Source organism: Pseudoalteromonas sp. bablab_jr010, assembly GCF_016464105.1.
GTDB classification, from domain to species: Bacteria; Pseudomonadota; Gammaproteobacteria; order Enterobacterales; family Alteromonadaceae; genus Pseudoalteromonas; species Pseudoalteromonas simplex.
In genome coordinates, this window is sequence record NZ_JACDWV010000035.1 from 16,565 (window position 1) to 40,870 (window position 24,306).

Annotated in this window: 16 protein-coding genes; 8 read left to right on the forward strand and 8 right to left on the reverse strand. The window is 43.2% G+C overall.

Annotated elements, in window-relative coordinates; translation table 11 throughout:
* Position 1: 1 nt before the first annotated feature.
* From JIG37_RS01355 to JIG37_RS01375, 5 genes are all read right to left on the reverse strand, one after another.
* On the reverse strand, positions 2–1,213 hold the full coding sequence (locus JIG37_RS01355) for an aldose epimerase family protein (RefSeq protein ID WP_063700834.1): 1,212 nt from the start codon (positions 1,211–1,213) through the stop codon (positions 2–4).
* A gap of 71 nt (positions 1,214–1,284) precedes the next feature.
* Entirely contained in the window at positions 1,285–1,869 is a 585-nt protein-coding gene (locus JIG37_RS01360; protein WP_187490515.1) for a beta-phosphoglucomutase family hydrolase, read from the reverse strand.
* Positions 1,870–2,005: 136 nt separating this feature from the next.
* Positions 2,006–3,505, reverse strand: a complete 1,500-nt coding sequence (gene araA, locus JIG37_RS01365; protein WP_199528454.1) for an L-arabinose isomerase — start codon at positions 3,503–3,505, stop codon at positions 2,006–2,008.
* Between the two features lie 23 nt (positions 3,506–3,528).
* Positions 3,529–4,224, reverse strand: a complete 696-nt coding sequence (locus tag JIG37_RS01370; RefSeq protein WP_054552270.1) for an L-ribulose-5-phosphate 4-epimerase — start codon at positions 4,222–4,224, stop codon at positions 3,529–3,531.
* Positions 4,221–5,873: a ribulokinase gene (locus tag JIG37_RS01375; RefSeq protein WP_166341267.1), complete on the reverse strand. Its 1,653-nt coding sequence runs from the start codon at positions 5,871–5,873 to the stop codon at positions 4,221–4,223. Before JIG37_RS01375 ends, JIG37_RS01370 begins: the two co-directional genes overlap by 4 nt.
* 231 nt (positions 5,874–6,104) lie before the next feature.
* On the opposite strand from JIG37_RS01375, the gene tal reads away from it, so the two are divergent.
* Positions 6,105–7,058, forward strand: coding sequence for a transaldolase (gene tal / locus JIG37_RS01380; RefSeq protein ID WP_166341269.1), 954 nt, complete (start codon positions 6,105–6,107; stop codon positions 7,056–7,058).
* Between the two features lie 119 nt (positions 7,059–7,177).
* On the opposite strand, the gene tkt is transcribed toward tal, so the two are convergent.
* Entirely contained in the window at positions 7,178–9,178 is a 2,001-nt protein-coding gene (gene tkt / locus JIG37_RS01385) for a transketolase (RefSeq protein WP_199528456.1), read from the reverse strand.
* Positions 9,179–9,532: 354 nt separating this feature from the next.
* Between tkt and JIG37_RS01390 the strand changes: the two genes are divergently transcribed.
* From JIG37_RS01390 to JIG37_RS22820, 5 genes are all read left to right on the forward strand, one after another.
* Positions 9,533–10,420: a MipA/OmpV family protein gene (locus JIG37_RS01390; RefSeq protein WP_199528458.1), complete on the forward strand. Its 888-nt coding sequence runs from the start codon at positions 9,533–9,535 to the stop codon at positions 10,418–10,420.
* Entirely contained in the window at positions 10,420–10,803 is a 384-nt protein-coding gene (locus JIG37_RS01395) for a DUF3019 domain-containing protein (RefSeq protein WP_171043862.1), read from the forward strand. The genes JIG37_RS01390 and JIG37_RS01395 overlap by 1 nt, the downstream gene beginning before the upstream one ends.
* Complete coding sequence (locus JIG37_RS01400) at positions 10,803–11,513, forward strand: response regulator transcription factor (protein WP_054552263.1); 711 nt, start codon at positions 10,803–10,805, stop codon at positions 11,511–11,513. Before JIG37_RS01395 ends, JIG37_RS01400 begins: the two co-directional genes overlap by 1 nt.
* 6 nt (positions 11,514–11,519) lie before the next feature.
* The gene (locus JIG37_RS01405; RefSeq protein WP_199528460.1) at positions 11,520–12,719 is read left to right on the forward strand and encodes an ATP-binding protein; all 1,200 of its coding nucleotides are present in this window, start codon (positions 11,520–11,522) and stop codon (positions 12,717–12,719) included.
* A gap of 262 nt (positions 12,720–12,981) precedes the next feature.
* Complete coding sequence (locus tag JIG37_RS22820; RefSeq protein WP_199528461.1) at positions 12,982–17,922, forward strand: S8 family serine peptidase; 4,941 nt, start codon at positions 12,982–12,984, stop codon at positions 17,920–17,922.
* A 60-nt stretch (positions 17,923–17,982) separates the two neighbouring features.
* On the opposite strand, the gene JIG37_RS01415 is transcribed toward JIG37_RS22820, so the two are convergent.
* On the reverse strand, positions 17,983–19,128 hold the full coding sequence (locus JIG37_RS01415) for a heparan-alpha-glucosaminide N-acetyltransferase domain-containing protein (protein WP_199528463.1): 1,146 nt from the start codon (positions 19,126–19,128) through the stop codon (positions 17,983–17,985).
* Complete coding sequence (locus JIG37_RS01420) at positions 19,118–21,202, reverse strand: TonB-dependent siderophore receptor (RefSeq protein WP_199528465.1); 2,085 nt, start codon at positions 21,200–21,202, stop codon at positions 19,118–19,120. Before JIG37_RS01420 ends, JIG37_RS01415 begins: the two co-directional genes overlap by 11 nt.
* A gap of 279 nt (positions 21,203–21,481) precedes the next feature.
* Between JIG37_RS01420 and JIG37_RS01425 the strand changes: the two genes are divergently transcribed.
* Together JIG37_RS01425 and JIG37_RS01430 are read left to right on the forward strand one after the other, a co-directional pair.
* Positions 21,482–21,727, forward strand: a complete 246-nt coding sequence (locus tag JIG37_RS01425; RefSeq protein WP_171040424.1) for a DUF3297 family protein — start codon at positions 21,482–21,484, stop codon at positions 21,725–21,727.
* Positions 21,728–21,962: 235 nt separating this feature from the next.
* Positions 21,963–24,305, forward strand: a complete 2,343-nt coding sequence (locus JIG37_RS01430; protein ID WP_199528467.1) for a hypothetical protein — start codon at positions 21,963–21,965, stop codon at positions 24,303–24,305.
* The last annotated feature ends 1 nt before the right edge of the window (position 24,306 follow it).

Below are 24,306 nucleotides of genomic sequence, written 5' to 3' on the forward strand. Positions count from 1 at the left end.
TTTATTTTGTACCAAATTCGTACACGATGCGTGTTGAATACACGTCACCTGGCAGTAATGTTGTACTTGGGAACGTTGGCTGATTAGGTGCATCAGGGAAATGCTGTGGCTCTAAACAAAAACCACTTCTGAAATTATGCACTAAGCCAGACGCTTGCTGAGTACTACCGTCTAAGAAGTTACCTGAATAAAACTGTACTGCAGGCTCTTCTGTGTAAACTGTTAACGTACGGCCTGAGTTTGCTTCGTAAACCGTCGCAGCTTCTACAAGCTCATTGCTTGGCGTGTCTTTAAGCACAAAGTTATGGTCATAACCTTTACCAAGTTTCAGTTGTTCATTGCTTGCTTTGATATCTTGACCGATTGCTTTAGCAGTACGGAAGTCAAACGGTGTGCCAGCCACATCCATCAACTCACCAGTTGGGATCAAGCCGCCATCCACAGGCGTAATTGCTTTTGCGTTAATTTGCATTTGGTGATCAAGAATGTCGCCTTTACCCGCTAGGTTAAAGTAGCTGTGCTGCGTCATATTGATGATGGTCGGCTTGCTTGTTGTAGCAATAAACTGCATATCTAGCGTGTTGTTGTTCGTTAGCGTGTAAGTCACTTCTGTCGTCACTTCACCCGGGTAACCTTGGTCACCATCAGGGCTCACTAAACTTAAGGTAACACCTGCGCTGTTTTGCGTCGTGAACGGTGTCATGTTCCATACTTTCTTATCAAAGCCTTGCACACCACCATGTAAGTGGTTGTCACCGTCGTTGGTTGCTAATTGGTATTCAGTGCCATTTAACGTAAATTTACCGTTTGCGATACGGTTACCAAAACGACCGATGATTGCACCGTAGTAAGTTGTCGCCTTTGTGTATGCTTCTAGGTTATCTAAACCCAGTACAATATTACCCATTTCGCCTTTTGCATCTGGCGTTTCAATACGCGTGATAATGCCGCCGTAGTTAATTACATCAACGCTAATACCATTGCTGTTAGTCAACGTTACTTGATTAACTGGGGTCTGATCAGCAAGTACGCCATAGGCCGTCATTGATGCTGAAGGGGAAGTCGTCATATTGTCTCCTTGATGAGCACACGCTGGTGTAAGGGCAATCCCACATGTCACCAACAATGCATAAAGCCCGCGCGACTTTTTCGTGTTCGAACTGGCTGTTTGATGAGTTGTTTTTAAACCTTGGAAAACACATTGCAATGACATATGAATAACCTTTTTGTAATTGTATTTATAGTTTTATAATACAAATATGGGTGTCATTGCAAATTTAATCGCTAAAGTTGGATTTTGCCGTCCTTCACCATGATGCAATCCATCCCAGCGCTTTTAGCGGCTTGGTAGCCAATTTGCGTGTCTTCAAACACCACACATTGACTTGGTTCAACACCTAAAAGTGCAGCTACTTTTAAGAATGTTTCTGGGTTTGGCTTGCCTTTACTAACATCACTGGCAGTCACTAAGGCACCAATTTTATTAATTAAATTGGTATCAGTAAGATGATCAATTGCATGTTCGCGGTCAGCCCCCGTCCCCACACCCATTGGCAATACACCATGGTACTTTTCAAGTACTGCGACGGTTTCGTCAATCACCAGTGGTTGGTGCTGTAAATCAACCCAAAACTGGTGTTTATCTTTTGCCACAACTAGAGGGTCGTGTTCTAAACCAAATTTTTCGTTAAGCATTTCAATTGTTTTAACGGTCGGAATGCCACCTAAGCTGTACATATAGTCGTAATCGAATGGGTAGCCATAGGCTTCGCAAGCTTTTTGCCATGCCTGTAAGTGACTGCCCATTGAGTCAATTAAGGTGCCATCCATATCAAAAATAATGCCTTGGTAGGCGCTTAAATCGATCATATCTACTCCTAAAAAGTTTCGCTTCACAATAGCATAAGCCAGCGAAGAGCGAGGCTCATCACTGGCTTAATCGACAACAAAATTTGGGATGAACGTGCTCACACACAGCACGTTCTAGTACATAAAGTACTAATTCTTACAGGCCACGTTTTAGCATGTAGTAAGCTGCGTTATGACGAAGCTCTGTTTTAAAACCACGGATCGTCGTATCGTTATCGATGATCATCGTTTCAACGCCAGCCATTTCAGCAAAATCGATAATCATATCGGTTGTTACTGCTTGGCTGTATGCAGTGTGGTGTGCACCACCGGCGTGGATCCATGCAGCTGATGCTACAGATAGATTTGGTTTTGGTTCCCAAAGCGCTGAAGCAACAGGTAAGTGAGGTAAATCAGCTGGCGGAGCCACTGTGTCTACTTCGTTGATTAAGATACGGAAACGGTTACCCATATCAATTGGTGATACGTTGATTGCAGCACCCGGTTTTGCAGTAAACAATAAACGACCTACATCACATTTCACACCGATAGTGTGTTGGTGAACTTCAAGGCGTGGTTTTTGTGCTGCAATTGAAGGACACACTTCTAACATGTGTGCGCCAAGTACTTGGTCAGTCTCACCCATGTTGTAAGTGTAATCTTCCATGAATGAACAACCGCCGTCACGGCCTTCACCCATTACTTTCATGATGCGAACCATAGCAGCTGTTTTCCAGTCACCCTCACCACCGTAACCATAGCCTTTCGACATTAGGCGCTGTGTAGCAAGACCCGGAAGACCAGAAAGACCTGATAAGTCTTCAAAACAGTTTGTGAATGCTTTAAAGCCGCCTTTCTCTAAGAAACGCTCCATACCAAGCTCTAAACGTGCTTCGTTGCGTAGCATTTTCACTGCGTAGTCATCTTGTAGAGTTTCGTCAGCAATTACGTAGTCTTGCTTATATAGCTCTAACTGTGCATCGATTTCGTCTTCTGTGATTGTATCAACCACTTTTACAAGCTCAGCGACACCAAAGGCGTGTACTTCATAACCAAAAGTAATTTGCGCTGAAACTTTGTTACCTTCAGTAACCGCAACTTGACGCATGTTGTCGCCAAAACGCGCAACTTTAAGTGTTTGGCTTTCTGCCCAACCTTTTGCCGCACGACACCAGTCATCTAACTGCTGTTGTACGTCAGCACGTTGCCAGTGACCTGCAACAACTTTACGCTCTTTACGCATTACAGTACCGATGAAACCGAACTCACGGTCACCGTGTGCACTTTGGTGCGTATTCATGTAGTTCATGTTGATTTCAGACCAAGGAAGGGCTGCATTGAACTGAGTATGAAGGTGTAACCAAGGCTTACGTAATTCGCTTAGGCCAGCAATCCACATTTTCGCAGGTGAGAAAGTGTGCATCCATAATACTAAGCCAACACAGTTAGGATCCGTATTTGCCGCTTGGCAAACAGCGTGAATTTCTTCAGGTGACTTAACGGTAGGCTTACATACCAAGTTTACTGGTAGATTAGCTTCGCTGTTTAAGCCCGCTACAATTGCTTCGCTGTCTTTGGCAACCGTTTCTAACACCTTAGGACCATAAAGATGTTGTGAGCCGGTAACAAACCAGACTTCTTTCGTCATCGTCGTCATGTCAATAATCCTCTAAATTCTTGCTATTTGCTCTGACCGTAATACGCGTTTTTACCGTGCTTACGTAGATAATGTTTATCCATCACAGCTTTTTTAAGTTCAGCTGCGTGTGGATCTAAAGTGCGTGTTAAATACGCCATGCGTGCAATCTCTTCGAGTAGCGCGGCATGGTATACAGACTGAGCGGCATCTTTACCCCACGTGAAAGGCGCATGACCCGCAACAATCACCATAGGTGCAGCTTTCGGATCGCGGTCTTGATACGCATCAGTAATTTGAATACCGGTTTCTAATTCATAATCGCCATTCACTTGCTCATCGGTTAGCTCACGAGTACAGGTGATATCACCGTGTACATAGTCAGCGTGAGTTGTGCCAAGGCAAGGAATGCTTTGTTTTGCTTGCGCCCATGCAGTTGCATAGGTCGAATGCGTGTGTGTTACACCGCCAATTGCATCGAAGTGGCGATATAAATGAACATGCGTTTTAGTGTCAGAAGACGGACGCATAGACCCTTCAACAATGTTGTTTTCAAGGTCGACGATCACCATGTCGTCGGCTTTCATTTGGTCGTACGATACACCACTTGGTTTAATCGCAATAACGCCTTTGTCGCGGTCGATTTGCGATACGTTACCAAAGGTATAAATTACTAAGCCACGACGTTGCAGCTCCATGTTCGCTTCATAGACTTCACGTTTTAGTTCAGTAAAACTCATGCTTTGTCTCCGTTTACATAGCTTGCAAGTGCTTGGTAGTTGGCATAAAGCTCGTCATACACAGCAACGCGCTCTGGGTTTGGTAAGTACTGATGACATACTGACGACGCCATTACTTTTTGAGCATCTGCTACTGTTGCGTGCTCACCCGCAGCAACCGCAGCCATAATTGCCGCACCCAATGCGCAGCTTTGCTCACTTTCTAAAACGTCGATTGGACAGTTCCAAACATCAGCACAAGTTTGCATTACGTAGTCTGATTTTTTAGAAATACCGCCGATAACGACCACTGACTCGATTGGCACGCCTTCGCTACGGAAACGCTCAGTGATAGCACGTGCGCCAAAGGCTGTTGCTTCAACAAGCGCTTTGAAGAACTTAGGTGCATCAGTGCCCATTTTTAAGCCTGTTAGTGCCATGGCAACGCTTTGGTCAGCATCTGGCGTACGACGACCATTTACCCAATCAAGCGCAGTTACATCGTTGCTTGTTACAGGCAGTGCTGCCGCCGCTTTTGATATATCAACTAAGATTGAATCTTCTAGCTTGTTAACTAACGCTTGTTCAGCGTCAGATAGATTTGTAAGTTGGCGAGTTGGCCAAAGTACTAGGTTTTTGAACCATGCGTATAAATCACCAAACGCAGATTGACCGGCTTCTAAGCCAACCATTCCAGGGATCACTGAGCCATCAACTTGACCACAAATACCTTTAACGCAAGTATCACCTAGTTGTTCTTTAGACGTTACTGTGATGTCACACGTTGAAGTACCCATTACTTTGGTTAGAACACCAGGGCGAACATTGGCTGCTACTGCGCCCATGTGACAGTCAAATGCACCGTAACCAACAACAATACCTTGTGGTAAACCAAGCTTCTCGGCCCACTCAGCAGTTAAGTTGCCAGCAACTTGGTCGCTTGGCTCTGTGGTTGCATTTAACGTATCAACAACACCATCTAATAGTGGATCGATATTGCTGAAGAAGCTGTTTGGTGGGAAGCCGCCCCACTGCTCGTTCCACATTTGTTTGTGGCCCGTTGCACAACGCCCTAGCTTTAATACTTCAGGGTGCGTTGTGCCGCACATTAGCGCGGTCATCCAATCGCAGTGCTCAACCCATGAATAAGTGGCTGCTTTTACACTGCTATCAACGCGGAAAATATGTAATGCTTTGGCCCAGTACCACTCAGAAGAGTAGATACCGCCCATGTGTGAAAGGTAGTTCACATCGTTGTTAGTGGCAGCTGCAGTAATTTCATTTGCTTCTTTAATAGACGTATGGTCTTTCCACAAAATGAACATTGCATTTGGGTTTTCTGCAAATTCTTCAGTTAATGCCAGTGGTGTACCTTGGCTATTAATTGCCACAGGCGTTGAGCCAGTTGTATCAAAGCTCATACCCACTACTTTGTCTGCAGTACCCGCTGGAACTTGTGACCATAGACCATTAACTACTTCTACAAGGCTATCAATATAGTCTTGTGGATGCTGACGAAACTGATCCTTACTTGGGTCACAATATAAGCCTTGTGCCCAGCGCGGGTAGTTTACTAAATGGCTGGCAAGTTCTTCACCAGTCGCAACATCAACGAGTAATGCTCTTACCGAGTCTGACCCGTAGTCTAATCCCAACGTATAACGAGACATAATTACCTTTCACTAATTGCTTACTAACATTGTTAGTCATTATCTTTATTTGTATGATAATATCAACAATACCAGATTGTAAAGGTATTATAAAAATATTATTAACAGGATTATTTGCTGCTGGCGGGCGATTTATTGCGCAGTATCTCTGGAAGATTAGATTGTTTTTTCAGCACAAATAATAAGTTAAAGCCACTACATTAACTTTTGTATGATAAGAATGGGATAACTATGTCTAGTCAATTAGAACAACTTAAAGCAGTAACAACCGTTGTTGCTGACACGGGTGATTTTGAAGCAATCAACGAATATAAACCGCAAGATGCAACAACAAACCCATCACTAATCTTAAACGCGATTCAAATTGAGAAATATCGCCCACTTGCTGCAGAAGCCGTATCATGGGCAAAAGCACAAAGCAGTGACGCAGCTGAAGTTGTAACAAAAGCAGCTGATAAGCTAGCGGTATTAATTGGCTCTAAATTAATGGAGCAAGTGCCAGGTTTAGTTTCAACAGAAGTTGATGCGCGTTTATCATTTGATACTCAAGCAACGGTTGATAAAGCACTTGAGCTTGTTGCTTTATATAAAGAGCAAGGTATCGACACATCGCGCGTGTTAATCAAAATTGCTTCAACATGGGAAGGTATTCAAGCAGCTAAGGTACTTGAAGCACAAGGTATCCGTTGCAACCTAACACTGGTATTTGCATTTGCTCAAGCACGTGCTTGTGCCGAGGTAGGTGCTTACCTAATTTCACCATTCGTTGGTCGTATTCTTGACTGGTACAAAGCACAAGATGCAAGCGCTGATTTCGACGGTGCTAACGATCCGGGCGTTAAGTCAGTAACGTATATCTACAACTACTTCAAAAAGCACGGCTACGACACGATTGTAATGGGCGCAAGCTTCCGTAACATCGGTGAAATCCAAGAATTAGCAGGTTGTGACCGCTTAACTATCAGCCCTAAGTTACTTGCTGAACTAGCCGCAACTGAGGCACCGTTAACTCAAAAGCTATTACCAGCAACAGAAAAAGCAGAAGCGCCAGCTGCTATGACTGAGCAAGCTTTCCGCTGGGAAATGAATGAAGATGCTATGGCAACTGAAAAGCTAAGCCAAGGTATTCGTCAGTTCGCAATTGACCAAGAGAAACTAGAGTCAATCTTAAGCGAATTAGTTTAAACCGATTGTTTAAGCAGCAAAAAGCCCGCAAACCAAAGTTTGCGGGCTTTTTTATTGTCTGCCTTTTAGTAAAAGCAGGCTTATCGTGTTGCGATTACGATAATTTTTTACCAGTCATTTTATTCAGCAAGTAATGCGTTTGCTTTTGCAACTAGATTTGCCACTGTGAAACCAAAGTGCTCAAGCAATACTGCGCCAGGCGCTGATTCACCAAATGTCTCCATGCCTAGTACATCACCATCTTGGCCAACATACTTGAACCAGAAGTCACGGTGTGCAGCTTCAACAGCAATCTTAGGTGTACCCGCTGGTAACACGCTTTGACGGTATGCTTTATCTTGGCTATCAAACTGATTCGTTGATGGCATAGATACCACGCGAACTTGTTTGCCTTGTGCTTTTAGCTCAGCAGCAGCATTCACAGCTAACTCTACCTCAGAACCTGTTGCAATAAGGATAAGCTCTGCAGCTTGTTCGCTATCAACAAGTACATAACCCCCTTTTGCAATATCAGCAACTTGCTGTGCATCACGTGCCATTGCTTTGGTACCCTGACGGCTGAAGATCAGTGAACTTGGGCCTGTTTCTTTTAATAACGCTTGGCGCCAAGCTACCGCTGTTTCAGTTTCATCACACGGACGCCATGCAGTCATGTTTGGTGTCATGCGAAGATTAGCGATTTGCTCGATTGGTTGGTGAGTAGGACCATCTTCACCTTGACCGATAGAGTCATGGGTATACACAAAAATGCTCTGCGCTTTCATTAATGCAGCCATACGTACGGCATTACGTGCGTATTCCATAAACATTAAGAAGGTTGCGCCAAATGGGATAAAGCCACCATGTAATGCAATACCATTCATGATTGCGCTCATACCAAACTCACGTACGCCATAGAATACGTAGTTACCATCAGCTGCATCTTGTAAACCTTTTGCTTCTGGCCATAAGGTTAAGTTAGAACCGGCAAGGTCAGCAGAGCCACCCATTAATTCTGGAAGCTGGTTAGCAAAGAAAGTGATCGCATTTTGTGATGCTTTACGTGTCGCAATGTTTTGCATGTCGGCTTGGCATTTAGCAATGTACTCATCAGCTAATTCAGCGAAGTTAGCTGGTAATGCTTTTTCAAGAACACGACGTGTGTATTCTTTTGCTAGTTCAGGGTGTGCTTTGCTATAAGCTGCAAACTTTTGCTGCCATGCACCTTCAAGCTCTTGGCCTTTCGCTTGATTATTCCACTCGTTATAAACCTCTTGTGGAACTTCAAATGCTGGGTGTGGCCAATTTAGCTGCTCACGTACTGCAGCGATTTCGTCGTGACCCAGTGGTGCACCGTGACAGTCGTGGCTACCTGATTTATTTGGCGAGCCAAAACCAATCACTGTTTTACAACAGATTAGTGTTGGTTGCGTAGTGTTGCTTTGTGCCGCTTCGATTGCACCCGCAATTGCATTCATATCGTGACCATCAACATCACGGATAACTTGCCAACCGTAAGATTCAAAACGTGCAGGTGTATCGTCGGTAAACCAACCTTCTACTTCACCATCGATAGAGATGCCATTGTCATCCCAAAATGCGATTAGCTTGCCTAGACCTAACGTACCCGCCAGCGAACATGCTTCGTGCGAGATACCTTCCATTAGACAGCCATCACCCATAAAGCAGTAAGTGAAGTGATCAACAATATCAAATTGTGGCTTATTGAATTGTGCCGCTAAGGTTTTTTCAGCGATTGCCATACCAACTGCGTTAGCAATACCAGAACCTAATGGGCCTGTCGTTGTTTCAACACCCGGTGTGTAACCATATTCTGGGTGACCCGGTGTTTTAGAGTGAAGCTGACGGAATTGCTTAATATCTTCAATACTTACGTCGTAACCGCTAAGGTGTAACAATGCATATTGCAGCATTGAACCATGGCCATTCGATAACACAAAGCGGTCACGGTTAGACCAGTCTGGGTTTAATGGGTTATGACGGTGAAAGTTTTGCCACAATACAGCTGCAATATCAGCCATACCCATCGGCGCACCAGGGTGGCCAGAGTTAGCTTGTTGAACGGCATCGACAGCAAGTATGCGAATAGCATTTGCAGATTGAGAACTAGGCAGAGTCATCTTATTAGCTTCCTGTTAATATTATAATATAAATAATATCGCAAAAACTCACCCAAATAGCAACTTAATAAAGCGCTATGCCAGTAATGACGTGTATTTAGGCCCATTTTGTACCGCTAAGCGCAGGTTTTAACACCATTTCATTGTTAATAACTTTTTCTAACTAAAGAAATGAAAACACCGCTCAAAATAACCAAGCAAAAGTAGTGAAATATGCTTTTTTATCAAGCAATTCCCTTAACTAATTTAGATTACAAGAGCCAGACCTTGCTACAATTTGGTACATTATTTCATTGTTCAAGCCATTAATAACAACTTAATGTTAACGAGATTTTTCATTTAGGTTGTTTATTTGTGACTGTTCTAGGTAGTTGCTCGCTTGGGCTACGAGTTTTATTTCTAATTAGTGCATTTTTCCTTTCACCAACGGCAAGTAGCACTGATTCTGCGTATTTAGCAGATGAAGGAGTAAGCCTTGGAGTAAGCTTAGGCTATGGTCAGCTCGCCAACCCAGTTTATAAAAAAGACGATATTCCTCTTTATGCCCTACCGCGTATTGAGGTATTTGCCGGTGACTTTTCATTTGCAAATACTCAGTTTGCTTGGACCCCCGTGTGGGGCGATAACTATCAAGTGTCGTTATTCACCCAACTTAATGAGGATGGCCTATATTTTACTAAGCATTCAGCTATATTAGCCGCGGTTAGAACAGCTAGCGGTCGCCCCTCAATGACGCCACCACCACCTGGTTCAGGTGTCGAAACACCAGTGGTGATAAAACGCCGCGGTGATATTACTAAAATATCAAAACGTAAACTGTCGGCCATGAGCGGTATTGAAGCAATCGTTGACTGGCAAAACTGGCGTTTTAGCGCGTATTGGTCAATGGAACTCACCAACTATCACAAAGGGTTACAAGGCGCATTGTCTGCACAGCGCTTGTTTTTATTTGATCAACATCTGGTTTTGCTCGGCGTAGAGTTACAGCATTTAAGTGCTGGTTTAGTGGATTACTACTATGGTAGTGCGTTGCAAGAAATGGGCGCTGGATTTAGCCCTTATTTAGGTCGCTCTAGTCAAAAATATAGCCTTAAAGCCAGTTACCAATATCAATTTAATCAACAATGGCAATTTATAAGCGATATAAAATACCAACGCTTATCATCAGGTTTCGCCGATAGCCCCCTTATCAATGACAGCAACTTACTGTCTTTTTATGCTGGCTTTGCATGGAATTTCTAATGATGTTACTTAGCAAGCTTCTCTCATTTTTACTCATCTGTAGCCTCGTATATATCGACAGCACATTCGCAAAAGCAGGCTACATTGAAGTATCACCAGAAAACTGTGTGACGGCAGAGCAAGACTGTGTGATGGATGTCTCGATTAATTGGTACACCGAAGTCAGCAAAACAGTGTGCATTCGCGTTACTGATCAACAAATTAGACTATTCTGCCATAAACCAAGCCAAGGACAGAACTTTGCAATCACAGTGCAAAACAATCGCAACATTGTGTTAGAACTACTCAGCGAACAGCTCGAACCCTTAGAAAGCACTGAAATTAGTTTATTCCACCAGCACGTAAAAAAACGTCGTCGTGATATCGCATGGAGTATTTTTTGATGAGCCAGCATACTATTTTATACATTGAAGATGATTTAAAACTTGCCCAGCTAGTCTCTAATTATTTAAGTAATCATGGTTATATCATTGAACATTTTGACAGTGGTTGCCATGCTTGTTACCAAGCAAGTAGTAAGAAATACGATTTAATTTTGCTAGATATCGGATTAGGTTCAGAAGATGGTTTTGAGGTATTTAAAGAGCTAAAACAAGCCCAAGATACACCCATTATTTTTATGACTGCAAGACAGAGCCAAGTCGATCATATCACGGGCCTTGAACTAGGCGCCGATGATTACCTAACCAAACCCGTTTCCCCGTCAATTTTATTAGCGCGAATTAACAATACCATTCGCCGCAGCCTAGCTGTAAAGCCAACAAGTACCACTCACAACGCCCATAACATTCGCTTTGGTTCTTTAAGCATTAATACCATTCAGCGCGAGGCTTACTTGTATAGCCAACCACTTGAACTAACCAGTGCAGAGTTCGAAATACTGATCCAACTAGCTCAATCAGCGGGTCAGTTGGTCAGTCGAGACCAATTATTTGATGGCACCATTGGCCGTAAATACGATGGTCAAAGCCGCACTATCGATGGCCGCATTAGCCGCTTACGCAAAAAGCTCGGTGACGAAGCTGTGCCAGCACAAAAAATTGTAACCGTTTGGGGCAAAGGATATATTTTTTCTCCACAAGCATGGGGGTAATGCAGTTTGCTACGCCTATTTTGCTATTTGTATTTAACGCTAGCAGTTTGTCTGGGGAGCGCCGCTTGGTTACTAGAAACCTATTTTCCAAGCCCACCGAGTTACAGTACAGAACAGCAATTAGCAGAAAGCATCTTAAGCCTTACGCCCAATAATCCTGCTATTAAACACACACCTCTTGCAAACTTTTACCTTGGCGAACAACTACAGGCATCACTTTTAGCAGGTCAAGTAATTAGTGTTAACGATGCCAATAGCAACCTTTACTTTCATAAGTTAGCTGATGAGAGGCACACCTTATTAAGCATTGGCCCCTACAGCCAGCCTGCTGATCAGGGTTATCAGTCTTTAGTGAGCCTACTGTTTTACTCTAGCCTTGCCTTAGCTGTGGTGATTTTTACAGGTCCACTGCTGTTTGACTTAAATAAGCTACGCAAAGCCAGTAGTAAAATATCTAACGCCGACTTTACAGCACAAGTGCACTTCACACGTTTTAGCCTGCTAAAGAGCATTGGCGATACCTTTGATAACATGGCATTAGCACTTCATAACCGGAATCAAAGCCAACGCGAATTGATCAATGCTGTTTCCCATGACTTTTTAACGCCTATATCACGGGCTAAATTCGCCCTCGAAGCAGTCGTTGATAACAACGCTTACCGACACAGTGTGTTGCAAGACATTATTGAACTTGAGCTATTAGTCGAAGAGTTTTTAACCTATGCCGAGCTTGAACAATGTGAACCCGCCTTGCTAGTGAAAGACTACTGCCCAGACGAACTATTACAGCCCTGCATTACTAAGTTCCAAAGCTATTGTCCTTTGGCTATTCGTCTTGACTGCGAATTAACAGCAATTTGCGTTGATAAACAAAGCTTTCAACGCTTATTGCAAAACTTACTCGGGAATGCGGTTCGCTTTGCTAAAACGCAAATTCTTATCAAGCTTTCACAATGCAAAAACGGCACTTTGTTAGTGATTGAAGATGATGGTCCGGGGATCCCAGAACACAAGCGCGTCAGCCTTATGCAGCCATTTTCAAAAACCGCTTCGGTGCACCAAACAGGCTACCAAGGTGTTGGCCTAGGCTTATCAATCGTTAAGCAACTGTGCCTATGGAATAACGCAAAATTTAGCTTAGATAACGCACAAACCTTAAGCGGAGCAAGAGCAAGTATCCTATTTAGGCCCGCCTCTCCTTTATAGAAATGTATCAATCTGTATCAAAGTGAACCATTTATTCACGTTTTATTGATGAAAACACATACATATTTAACCATTCAGCAAGGTTTTTAAGCGAAAAACCCAATGTTTATAGCTTTTCGCCAAAACCGCTCGTTTGTTGGCTAAAAAAGATTTGTTATACCATAACATTTAGTTTGTATTTCAATTCATATAACTACAAGCCAACTTGCTATTCCGCTAGGAATAGCCCCAAAAAAATAAAATCCATGGGAAGTTAGATCACATGTTCAATATGAAAAAAGTATCAGTGATGGTCGCATCTGCACTTTACTTAGGTGTAGGTACGTCTACTGCTGCGCTAAATGACCAAGTATGGCCAGAACAGCCGGTAGGCTATGCGCCAAAGCAAACCGTTAGCAATGAATTTGTGTGGGAAGACAAGGTTAACAACACAGTTAAAAAACAAAGCCGCGTTTTCACACCAGAGAAAAATGTTAGTGGTATTCAAACTTATATCGTGCAACTAGACGACGCACCAATTTCAACTTACCAAGGTGGTATTAAAGGGCTTACAAGCACAAAAGATGTAGTAATGCAGACGCAACAAGCAACTACGCGCTCAACGCTTAATATGGCGCAGCCTGCTATCGCAACTTACGCTAACCACCTGGCAAGTAAGCGCCAGTCAGTACTGAGTACTGCGATGAGTCAGCAAGGCTTAAACCTAAATGTTGAGCGCACATTCAATGTGACATTAAACGGTTTCACCACCCAAATGACACAAGATGAAGCGAAGCGCCTAGCTAAAGTGGCTGGCGTGAAGAAAATCACTCGCTCAAAAATCTACAGCCTAAATACCTTTAATACCATTGAGCAAACAGGTGCTTCTGCACTTTGGAGCACAAGTGCTAGCAATCCTAGCAGCAACAAAGGTGAAGGCACGGTTGTAGGTATCATTGATACGGGTATCAACACCGATCACCCATCATTCGCAGCAGTAGGCGGCGATGGCTACACTCACACCAACCCACTAGGCGACAAGTACCTAGGTGACTGTGCAACCGCTGAATTTGCTGATCTGTGTAACGACAAGCTAATTGGTGTTTATTCTTATCCTGAGATCACCGCAGCTTATGTGGATTCGGTATTTGAAGAGACTCGCCCAGAAAATGGTGAAGACTATCATAGCCATGGCTCACACGTTGCTGGTACAGCAGCGGGTAATATCCTATACGATATTCCTTACAAACTGACTGAGTATGAAAGCCAATCACCAGGTTTAGAAACCAATGTAACTTTCCCGCAAGTATCAGGTATGGCACCCCATGCCAATATCATTTCATATCAAGTATGTTGGCCGGGTAATTCTGGCGACCCTTATGCAGGTTGTCCAACAAGCGCTATTTTAGCCGCCGTTGAACAAGCTGCTATTGATAATGTTGATGTACTTAATGCTTCATTAGGCGGTCTTGAAGAAGATCCATGGAGCGATCCAATTGAGCAAGCGTTCATGAATGCAGCCGAAAGTGGTGTATTTGTCGCTGTAGCGGCAGGTAACAGCGGCCCTGAGTATTCAACAGCCGATCACTCTTCTCCTTGGGTTACCACTGTTGCAGCATATAGTCCTGCAAGCAAAGTTAACTTTGGCAATAAACAACTTAAAAACTTAACTGGTGGTGATAATTCAGCGCCTGGTCCTTTTGAAGGTGCTGGTGTCAACTTTAACGAGTTAACAGGTTTAATTGTTGCTGCGACTGATTTTGAAAATCCGAATGAAAGTTCTAGCTATGCACTTGCTAACTGTGACAAACCATTCCCTGAAGGTACATTTGATTTAGTTGATGATCCTGCAACCGCTATTGACGAAAGCGCACAAGATGTCATTGTGGTATGTAAGCGCAGCTCTTATCCGTTATATTCTAAATCATTAAATGTACAAGCGGGCGGTGCTGAAGGCCTCATCGTGTATAACCAAAGTGCCTTTTATGATCGCTATACTATTCCTTCTATTTCCTACCCAATCCCTACAATACATATAAAAAATGTTGATGGTACAAGCTTACTAGAATGGTTGAGCGTAGGCGACAGCCACGTAGGCACCATTGAAGCAACCGAGGGCACCGTAGACGCTGTGGATAAAGACCGCATTGCTTATTTCTCTGGTCGTGGTCCATCATACTTTGGCTTTGATACTTTACTCGTTGATGTAGCAGCCCCTGGGGTCGATATTTACGCACCATCATCAGACGATCAACCGTTTACAAATAATCCTGCAACTTCAGATTGGCAATCTATGTCTGGTACATCAATGGCGAGCCCACACGTTGCAGGCGCGGCAGCATTGTTAAAACAATCTCATCCTGACTGGTCGCCAATGCAAATTCAATCTGCATTGATGTTAACTGCAAATAATCAGCTAGGAGTTGCTCAATACTTAAACAACTATGCAGACGATGGCTTTGATGCGGCACTTGCTGAAATGGGTGCGGGTAAAATGCAAGTTGAGCGAGCAGATAAAACAGGCTTATTGCTTGATGAAAGCATTGCTAACATGGCTGCTGCAAACCCAAGTCTTGGTGGCCGCGAAAAAGCATTAAACACGGCTTACATGGTTGATAATGACTGCGGCTTTAAATGTACATTTATCAGAACCTTTACAGCAACTGAAGACGCAAGCTGGACTCTACATACCGAAAATTGGATTGGTAACAGCAAAATAACGGTGGAGCCAAGCAGCTTTGATATCAGGGCTGGCGAAACACAAAGTATCATTGTTACTGTGGAAGCAAGCCAACAAGCAACGCCGCAAGAGTTAATTGATTACACGGGCAATCAAGGTCAAGTCGTCATGACTTCTAATAACCATGAGTCACCGATTCTAGAGATGCCAGTGTGGACATTTGCCGGTGACACCGGTTTACCTGAATTTATTCAAATTGACGCACACCGACGCTCTGCGACAATGAAAGTAGGACCTTTCAATACGGGTGAAATCAGCAACCTAACCACACAATCGTACGGCTTAGTAAAAGGCCAAGTTGAAACCGTACACCTATTCAACGACACCACACCAGGCGACCCATTCGATAGCGTTGATGTCGACGGTGAAGCTGTAAACAACAACCACATTCAGTGGACCACTGTACCAGAAGACGCAAAAATGCTGAGCGCCAGTGTTATGAATGAACAATCTCGCGTATTGGTGTTTATGGGTAAAGATAGTAATGGTGATGGCATTGCTTCATTTGAAGAAACACTATGTATGTCAACCAGCTATACACTTACAAACTTCTGTAACATTGTAGACCCTGAAGCAGGTGAATATTTTACTCTGTATATGAACTTGCAAAACTACGATTACAATGAAGTAGATGAAGGAATAGAAGTTTCATTTGCAACCGCAATTACAACCTCTGACAATGGCTCACTTACTGTTACAGGACCAAGTAGCGTAGCAGGTTACGATAGCTTTGAGCTTGACCTTGCATACAATTTACCTGATATGGAAGTAGGAGATATCTACTTCGGTGGCTTTGATATCGGTAGTAATCCAGAAGATATTGGCAATCTTGGTTTTGTACCTGTGATTATCGAACAAGTTGATAAGGACGTTACTTTTACGGCGAGCAAAGAAAAAACATTTGTCGGTGATTTAGTCGACTTTGAAATTAGTGTCATTGCCAATAATGAGGATGAAGCACGTCAATTTGCGCTCAATACAGAATTCCCTAATGGGATCAATATTATACCTGATAGCCTTGTTGCAACACACTCAACGCCTGTTGAACCAGTGTTAGATAACAATATGCTTTCGTTAGTAGGCATACAAGAAACCACAAAAGATGTAGGCCGAAATTATAATATTACTACCAATATCACCGATGAAATGTGCTCATTAACCGCGGCTCATTCGCCTGATCCTCACTATTTAGAGCTAAGAGAACTTGGCTGGCGAACACTTGAGGGAGTTGAAGGTCAATATTACAATGAGTTTGAGTACTCGTTTAAAGAACTAATGAACACAGATCTAGATGTGTCATTTCCATTTTTTAATAAGTATCATTTTGATGCTATAAAGCTCAACCCCGCAGGCTTAGTCACATTTGGTTCGCAAGGTCGCACATCACCATTTCATGTTGACCTACCAGAAGGTTACACTCAGCCGCCTCCGCCGCCATACCTTATCGCTCCTTTCTGGGTTGGTGACAACATGATCCCAGAGCGTGTGGACGGTGGTTATGGTAATTATGATGCCAATGCGGGTATCACCCCTACTTACACAGTTTCACGTGAGTGGTTAGTACTTGAATGGGATAACATTCAACGCAGCAACACCGAAGGTCAACTTATTGATGTAGAGATGTTTATGCGAATGGGGATTGATTATGAACCAGGTGAGTATGAGCTACTATTTGCGTATGACAATATTAATCTAGCCGATGCTCAGGGCTCTATTGGCCTAAAAGCCGCTGATGGCAGAGCCTTCATAAGTGGTGACATACCCATCGATTTAAATATCGGTAACAAGCTAGGCTTTAATAATATGGATGAAGTTTTACACGACGACCTAGTTGTGTGTCTTGACTACACAGGCCCTGAAATCTCTAAGTTTGACGTAAAATTCCAGGCTTATATTGGTGAACAAGCAGCAAACCAAACTCACCAACTAACCTTAGTGAACGGCTTAGAAGGTGCAGATGATGAAACCATCACCCTTGAGCTTGAAGTTATCGGTAACCTAGAAATGGCAGGCTTAACTGATATGTCGGTCGCAGAGAACGAAACGATTAGTTTTGACGTGCTTTATGCTGACGAAAACCAAGTGAGCAACCAAATCGAGGTGTTAGGTGAAAACTTCACTTATGAAGTATCTGGTCACACTTCAGGTAGCACTGTGACTATTACACCTGCGGCGCACTTCCATGGTGATATTGATGTAACAGTAAAGGTTAGCGACAACGTTAACCCAACTGATGCAGCAATGAGCTCATTTGTATTATCAGTGATGTCTGATGGTGAAGAGCTTGGCTGTACTGACAGCTCAGCAACTAACTATGATGAAAGCGCCAATACTGACGATGGTAGCTGTACTTTCCCTGAGGCAGTGATTCCAGAAGCAGAGATTGAAAAAGACAAGAAATCATCAAGCGGTTCATTCGGCTGGTTACTACTAGCAGTTGCACCACTGATGGCACTTCGTCGTAAAAGATCTCAGATTAACTAAGGACGAGTTAATTAGGATAGTTAAGTAATGCCGATATGTTTAACATATCGGCATTTTTCGTTATAAATACTTTAACCAAGGCTTGTTAGCCTTACGCTTGTATTCACTAAACTTCTTGGTTGGCCAATATAGCCCTATTGCCAACAATAAAGTAATAAACCAAATACCGGATATATCACTGACTCCTAAATATTGTCCTTGATTTGCCCCCCAGATCAGCATGCCAATTTGATAAATAAATAGCAGTACATAGAGGTGGAAAATATAAAAGAACATAGGCACAGAGCCATATACACGTAGCGCATTAGTAAAGCGGTTGAGTGGTCTTTCAAATAACCACAAGCCTACAAACATGCCTGCTAACGTGATCAACAAAAAGCTCAGTGACGGTGGGTACTTAGTCACATTAAACACCGACATCACGGTTTCGGTTGTGGTGCTAAACGTTTGCCATGGCAAGGTTTCACCATAGATATTAAAACCACGCAGCAGCGCAAATAACCCCACACATAACAGCGCTAACAGCAGTAATGCTCGTTTACGTGAATCCGCCGATTGAGTATGCGCATATAAAGGACCTGCACAGTAACCCAACAAAATTACGCCAATCCAAGGCAGCACTGGGTAGCTAATTTTGACGTCGATTAAACCGCCTTGTGATAGATAGCCTCGGTCATGCAAAATCGTCCACAGCGAGTAACCAAACTCACCGGGCGTAAAGCTGATTGGCGTCAGTAAGTTATGGCCAAATACAATAACTAAACCAAGCACCAGCAATAGGTTGCGTGGCAGCTTAATCAATGCTGCTAACACCAGCATACAAAGGCCTATCGCCCACATCACTTGTAGCCAAATGGTGTGGTAGTAACCCATCCACGAAAAACAAATCAGTGTCACTTCGAGGGCGATTAAAAAAAGCCCTCGCTTGATTAAAAAGCTGCGTGCTGAACGCGCCACGCCACTTGCGGGATGACTATAAAGCCACGCCGACAAACCAGTTAAGAAGATAAAGGTTGGCGCACAAAAGTGTGCAGCAAAGCGGCTCCAAAAAAGCCCTGGCGAAGTGGTATCAACCACCATGGGATCGGCCACCTGCATGTGCAAGAAAAACCGCTCTCGCACATGATCAAGTAACATCAGCAGAATAACGACACCACGCATGATGTCGATACTATGAATACGGCTTTTAACTTGCTCAGAAGTCATAACTTACGCCAAGTTTAAATTGCGTCGGCGCACCCGGGTAGGCCCACAATGCATTGTAAGAACTGGCAATATACTGCTCATCAAACACGTTATCGACATTCAGTGATACTGTCGTACGTTCTGTCGCTCGCCATTTAGCAAATAAACCAACCGTTTGGTAACTCGGTAATCGGAAGGTGAGATCAGCTGGGTCGCCTAAACGGTCAGACACATATTGATAATGACCACCAATCTTTATTTCTTGTGCGAATACACTCAGATCATGGTTTAAGCCAATCGAAAGGTTATTCTTTGGTACGTTCACAAGTGGACTGCCCTTAGGAATTGGCACTAACCAATCAACATTTAGGCTGTCTGTTGCAGTCTCGGCATCCACATAGGCATAAGATAGGGTGTACTCGGTATTGTCACCCAATGAACCTGTTAAATCTAACTCAAAGCCTGTGCTATTTGCTTTACCTACAGGTGTTGAATAACCCACATTTACTGGATCTGCCACCAGCATGTTGCTCTTGCTCGCATCAAAATAAGCAAGCGTACCGCTGATATTGGCGTAGCTAAATTTAATACCCACTTCAAACGAGTCACTTTCTTCAAAACCGAATGGATTACCTTCGGCATCGGTGCCGCTCAGTGGTAAAAAGCCTTCTGAATAGCTTGAGTAAAGGTTAACGTCGTCATTAAATGCGTAAACCACACCAAAACGTGGACTAATGCGGTTTTCTTTGCTGTTTGATGCAACACCAGACTTAGTTTCAAAAATATCTTGTTCAATTTCATCAAAACGCAGGCCTAACATCACTTTTAAGTTATCGGTTAGATCGAGCTGATCTTGCAGATAAATACCGTACGCATTTTGCTGTTCGTTATTTTCGTACTGCATGCCCACTTCTGGGCCTTCAGTAGTGCTGTACTCTGGCTCATAAATATCAATGGTGTAAGTGCCATTACCACCACGGTAGCGATAAAGCCCAGTGCGCAGCTCATAGTCGTAACCATCAACACCAATCAGTACATGGTTAGTAATACCGGCAACATCAAAGTGACCGCTTAATTCAAAGCGCAACGATAAATCATCAGATTCATAGTCACGGTATCTGTGTTGGCGAGTTAAGGTTCTGCCATCATCAAATAATGACTGACGCGATGGTGAAAGCTCAGCATCTGACGAATAACCCGTTAGCGTAGCAGTACGGTAACTCGCACCTAATAACAAGCTCCAATCTTGGTTTAGATCGTTGCTGTAATTTAATTGATGGCCGCGCGAGTGCACCTTGGTTGGAGCATCATTTGGGTTACCTAAAAAGCGTGACTCAGGCACGGTATCAAAATCACCATTTAACACCACAATACCGCGGTCATACATTTGCTGTTGGTCAACATACTCAAACTCATAAGTCAGCGATGAGTTATCGTTGATTTGATAATAAAGCGAAGGCGTAATCACGAATTTGTCGTGGTGTACATAGTCTCTGAAGCTGTCGCTATCTTGCCATGCACCATTAATACGAAACGCTAAATCATCACTTAGACCGTTAGTGTAATCACCTTGAATACGCTTGTGATCATCGCTACCGAACTCAGCTTGAAGTTGCCCTTGCTGATAAAACTGTGGCTTTTTAGTAATAATGTTTACGGTACCGCCCGGCTCTGAGCGGCCATAGAGTGCTGAGCCAGGTCCTTTTAATACTTCAATGTATTCAATATTTGATACATCACGCGGACCTGCAAAACCGCGACCACCACTAAAGCCGTTAACTAAATACCCAGACGGCATATTTTCGTTACCTGATAAACCACGGATTGAATAGCTATCCCACAGCGCGCCACCATTATTCTTGCGAGTAATGCTGGCAGAAAAATCCAGTGCATCACGAAACTTAGTAATACCGTTATCAGTCATCATGTCTTTACTTAATGTGGTGATCGACTGCGGTAAATCTTTTGTTGGAATATCACCACGAAACGCCTGTTTGTGTTCAATGGTGATTGTTTCGATATCGCTGTTATCAGCTGCATGGGTATTCGCTGCAAACGTCGCAGCTAAAGCTAAACTTAGTGTTGAGTACTTCATAAGGTCTGATTGTAGAAATTAAGCAAAATGATTTGTTATAAAATAACATAAATAAAAAATAGGTTATAGTATAACAATGCATTTTATTGCTAATTTTTAACCCGTCATTTTGACTACTGCTTAACACACGACTTCGACAAAAGAGTGAAGCCATAGCCATGCGTGAAGAGCATTCAGAACAAGCCTGCGAGTAAACAATAAAATTGCCATGTAGATACTTGAGCCAATGCCAGCTATTGCCTACAATGGCGCACAATTTATTCAATGCAGATCGCGACTATGACTGATACACAAAAACCAGAATTACCAAACCAACTTTCTATCAACCCACGTAGTAAATTTTATGTGGAAGAAGTTTTCGAGCATGAAATTGGTGTAAAACTTAACGGCAAAGAGCGTTTTGACGTTGAAGAATACAATATCAGCGAAGGCTGGATCAAAATCGCTTCACCAAAAGCGCTTGATCGCCGTGGCCAACCTTTACTATTAAAAGTAAAAGGGACTGTAGAAGTATTCTACAAGTAAATCAGTTTTACTGAACAAGCGTGTTGGTCAAGAAACTATTGGCCGACATTCTTCCTCTTAATTGCAAGTGTAAATCTACTTCAAGTACGCCCCTCTTATACCTTTAAATTGATCAACTCACACTCTATAGGACTAATTTCCTATACAGATTGGGACCTTTGATCGATGTTTCTACTCCTAACAATGGTGAATAATTATTCATTCAAAATAATTATAAAATCAATCAGGAGTATCTATGCGGTTTTTTCTGTCTGCCACAGCACTTGCTGTGAGTATGAGTATGGTAGCGCCTGTTGCAGCAAAATGGGGGAATGACACCTCAACATTTGTAACCGCAACACAAAGCTCTGCCTCACATAAAACGGTTGTCGATCACAAAGGCAATATAATTGTTGGTTATTCAGATCCGAGCACTGGCTATGACTTTCTAATCAACAAATTGGATCGTCATGGTAATTTTGCTTGGGAGCAAGGTGCAAAAACACTTTACGACCGCGAGCAATCATTCATCCTAACATGGTCAATGATGCTTGATGACGAAGGAGCTATTTACACTGGGTTTGAAGATTTGAATGTCTACCCATATAGCACCATGGTGTTTAAAACCAATTCAGACGGCAGCGCAGGCTGGGAAGAACCATTTATACCAACTCCTGAAGATGCTGGCCGCACGCTCCCAATTCACCTAACCAGCGCAGATGATAAACTCTTTTACGCCTTAGACTACGATACAAAAAGTCGCTCAGCCAAAGTTGCCGTAGGCATGCTTGATAAAAATGGAAACGAGCTTTGGCAAATTGCAGAGCAAATGGGGTCAACGCGTTTTTCATCCTTTACTCCTGTAAAAGATGGGTTAGTCGTGGTGTTTAGTGGGAGTCGTGAAGACGGTGCAAACTCGTTGTTTGTGCAAAAGTACGATTTCGATGGTAACCCTCTGTGGGGCGAGTCACCACAAGCCATTATGTTTGGTGATATTAGCTTACCAGCACGCGCATCAACAACCGCCGCGATTGTGCCAGATGGTCAAGGTGGTGTGACCTTAGCATGGTCCCACCCCACACTGTTCAATCGTATTTTGATGTTTCAACACATTGATAACGATGGTCAATTACAATTTCCAAACTCGGGTTTACGCCTCTCTCATGGGGACGACTTAGAGTTTGATAATGCCGCCCATCCTGCCTTGTTAGCAACCGATGATGGCTACCTGGTTGCTTGGGCCGCTCAGTATTCAAAGAATAACTTTGGCAATTATGGCCTATTCATGCAACACATTGCACACGACGGTTCGCTGATGTTAGGCTCTGAGCCAGTGTCATTGGTACCAATTCTTTATGGTGACACACAAGACTCTGGCTATTATTCCGCAGGTTATTTAAGTCGTTATGACGAAACGTTTTCTTTCACCTATTTAAAGTCGGAAGATTATACCTCGCAAACAGAAAACCTTTACCGCGTTGATTTCAAAATAGATGGCTCACTAATAAACAACCAAGTGATCGCTAAAGTCGATAAAGTAATTAATGGCGAGAGCATTTCACACTCTCCATTCGGAGAAACCATCGCAAGTCTGCGTACTACAGTCGAAAGAGATGCTGCAGTTCAACTACAAAGCATTAAACAAAATGGTGAGGTAGGCAATGAAGAAGGGATCCGTCTTGCATGGCCGGATAAACCGTTAACCACGCATGAAGATCAACCTTTCTCAATACGCCTGCCCTTTGTTGATGAATTATCAAGTGATTACAGCATACGTATTGAAGGGACGAGTGAAAATGATAACTCAGATTACAGCGCCGAAATTGACAACAGCTCTGTATTAGTGCAGATCACGCCTTCACCAGAGTACGCAGGAAAACTCCCTTTTGTACTGACTCTAACTGATGATAAAGACAGTAGCCGTACTCGTAGCATGAACTACACGCTAAATGTCACTCAAATCAACGATACCCCCAGCATTTCAATGCCACAGCAGATAGCAGCTAGCGAAGATGAGGTTGTCGTCGTGTCTGCAGAGGTAACAGACCCTGATAACAGCTCACTGAATATTGAGTGGCTACAAACGAGCGGTCCAACAGTAGATTTTGACCCAACAGCGATGGAGCTTAGCTTCACCAGCCCAGTTGTTAATAAAGCAGTCGATTTAGTGTTCTCACTCAATGTTAATGACGGCGAGTCAGCAACCACTGCCAGCACAAAAGTCACTATCGCCAACGATAAAAAGCCAACCTTATCGGGCCCGTCAAACATAAATGTAGAGGAAGGCAACAGATTCAATATCGATTTATTATTAAGTGCAGCAAAAGGCCCTTCGTCTATTTCTTGGCAGCAATTAAGTGGTCCTGCCATCACATTAAGCCACCCACAATCATTAGCCACTCAAGGTAGTGCTCCTTTTATTGCTAATAAAGAAGAGCAAGCAACGCTGGCTGTTAGTGTGACAGATGCACATGGTGAAACAACAACACATCAAGTAAATGTCATCATAACCAATAACAAATCGAGTGGCTCGTTTGGCCTTAGCCTCATGGCGCTTTTTGGCATGCTGTTGTGCCGTCGCTCACGCCATATGAAGTAAA

Excerpts from the sequence above, each read along its gene's own strand:
- JIG37_RS01355 (WP_063700834.1), bottom strand. The coding sequence starts at position 1,213 with ATGTCATTGCAATGTGTTTTCCAAGGTTTAAAAACAACTCATCAAACA.
- JIG37_RS01360 (WP_187490515.1), bottom strand. The coding sequence starts at position 1,869 with ATGATCGATTTAAGCGCCTACCAAGGCATTATTTTTGATATGGATGGC.
- araA (WP_199528454.1), bottom strand. The coding sequence starts at position 3,505 with ATGACGACGATGACGAAAGAAGTCTGGTTTGTTACCGGCTCACAACAT.
- JIG37_RS01370 (WP_054552270.1), bottom strand. The coding sequence starts at position 4,224 with ATGAGTTTTACTGAACTAAAACGTGAAGTCTATGAAGCGAACATGGAG.
- JIG37_RS01375 (WP_166341267.1), bottom strand. The coding sequence starts at position 5,873 with ATGTCTCGTTATACGTTGGGATTAGACTACGGGTCAGACTCGGTAAGA.
- tal (WP_166341269.1), top strand. The coding sequence starts at position 6,105 with ATGTCTAGTCAATTAGAACAACTTAAAGCAGTAACAACCGTTGTTGCT.
- tkt (WP_199528456.1), bottom strand. The coding sequence starts at position 9,178 with ATGACTCTGCCTAGTTCTCAATCTGCAAATGCTATTCGCATACTTGCT.
- JIG37_RS01395 (WP_171043862.1), top strand. The coding sequence starts at position 10,420 with ATGATGTTACTTAGCAAGCTTCTCTCATTTTTACTCATCTGTAGCCTC.
- JIG37_RS01400 (WP_054552263.1), top strand. The coding sequence starts at position 10,803 with ATGAGCCAGCATACTATTTTATACATTGAAGATGATTTAAAACTTGCC.
- JIG37_RS22820 (WP_199528461.1), top strand. The coding sequence starts at position 12,982 with ATGTTCAATATGAAAAAAGTATCAGTGATGGTCGCATCTGCACTTTAC.
- JIG37_RS01415 (WP_199528463.1), bottom strand. The coding sequence starts at position 19,128 with ATGACTTCTGAGCAAGTTAAAAGCCGTATTCATAGTATCGACATCATG.
- JIG37_RS01420 (WP_199528465.1), bottom strand. The coding sequence starts at position 21,202 with ATGAAGTACTCAACACTAAGTTTAGCTTTAGCTGCGACGTTTGCAGCG.
- JIG37_RS01425 (WP_171040424.1), top strand. The coding sequence starts at position 21,482 with ATGACTGATACACAAAAACCAGAATTACCAAACCAACTTTCTATCAAC.
- JIG37_RS01430 (WP_199528467.1), top strand. The coding sequence starts at position 21,963 with ATGCGGTTTTTTCTGTCTGCCACAGCACTTGCTGTGAGTATGAGTATG.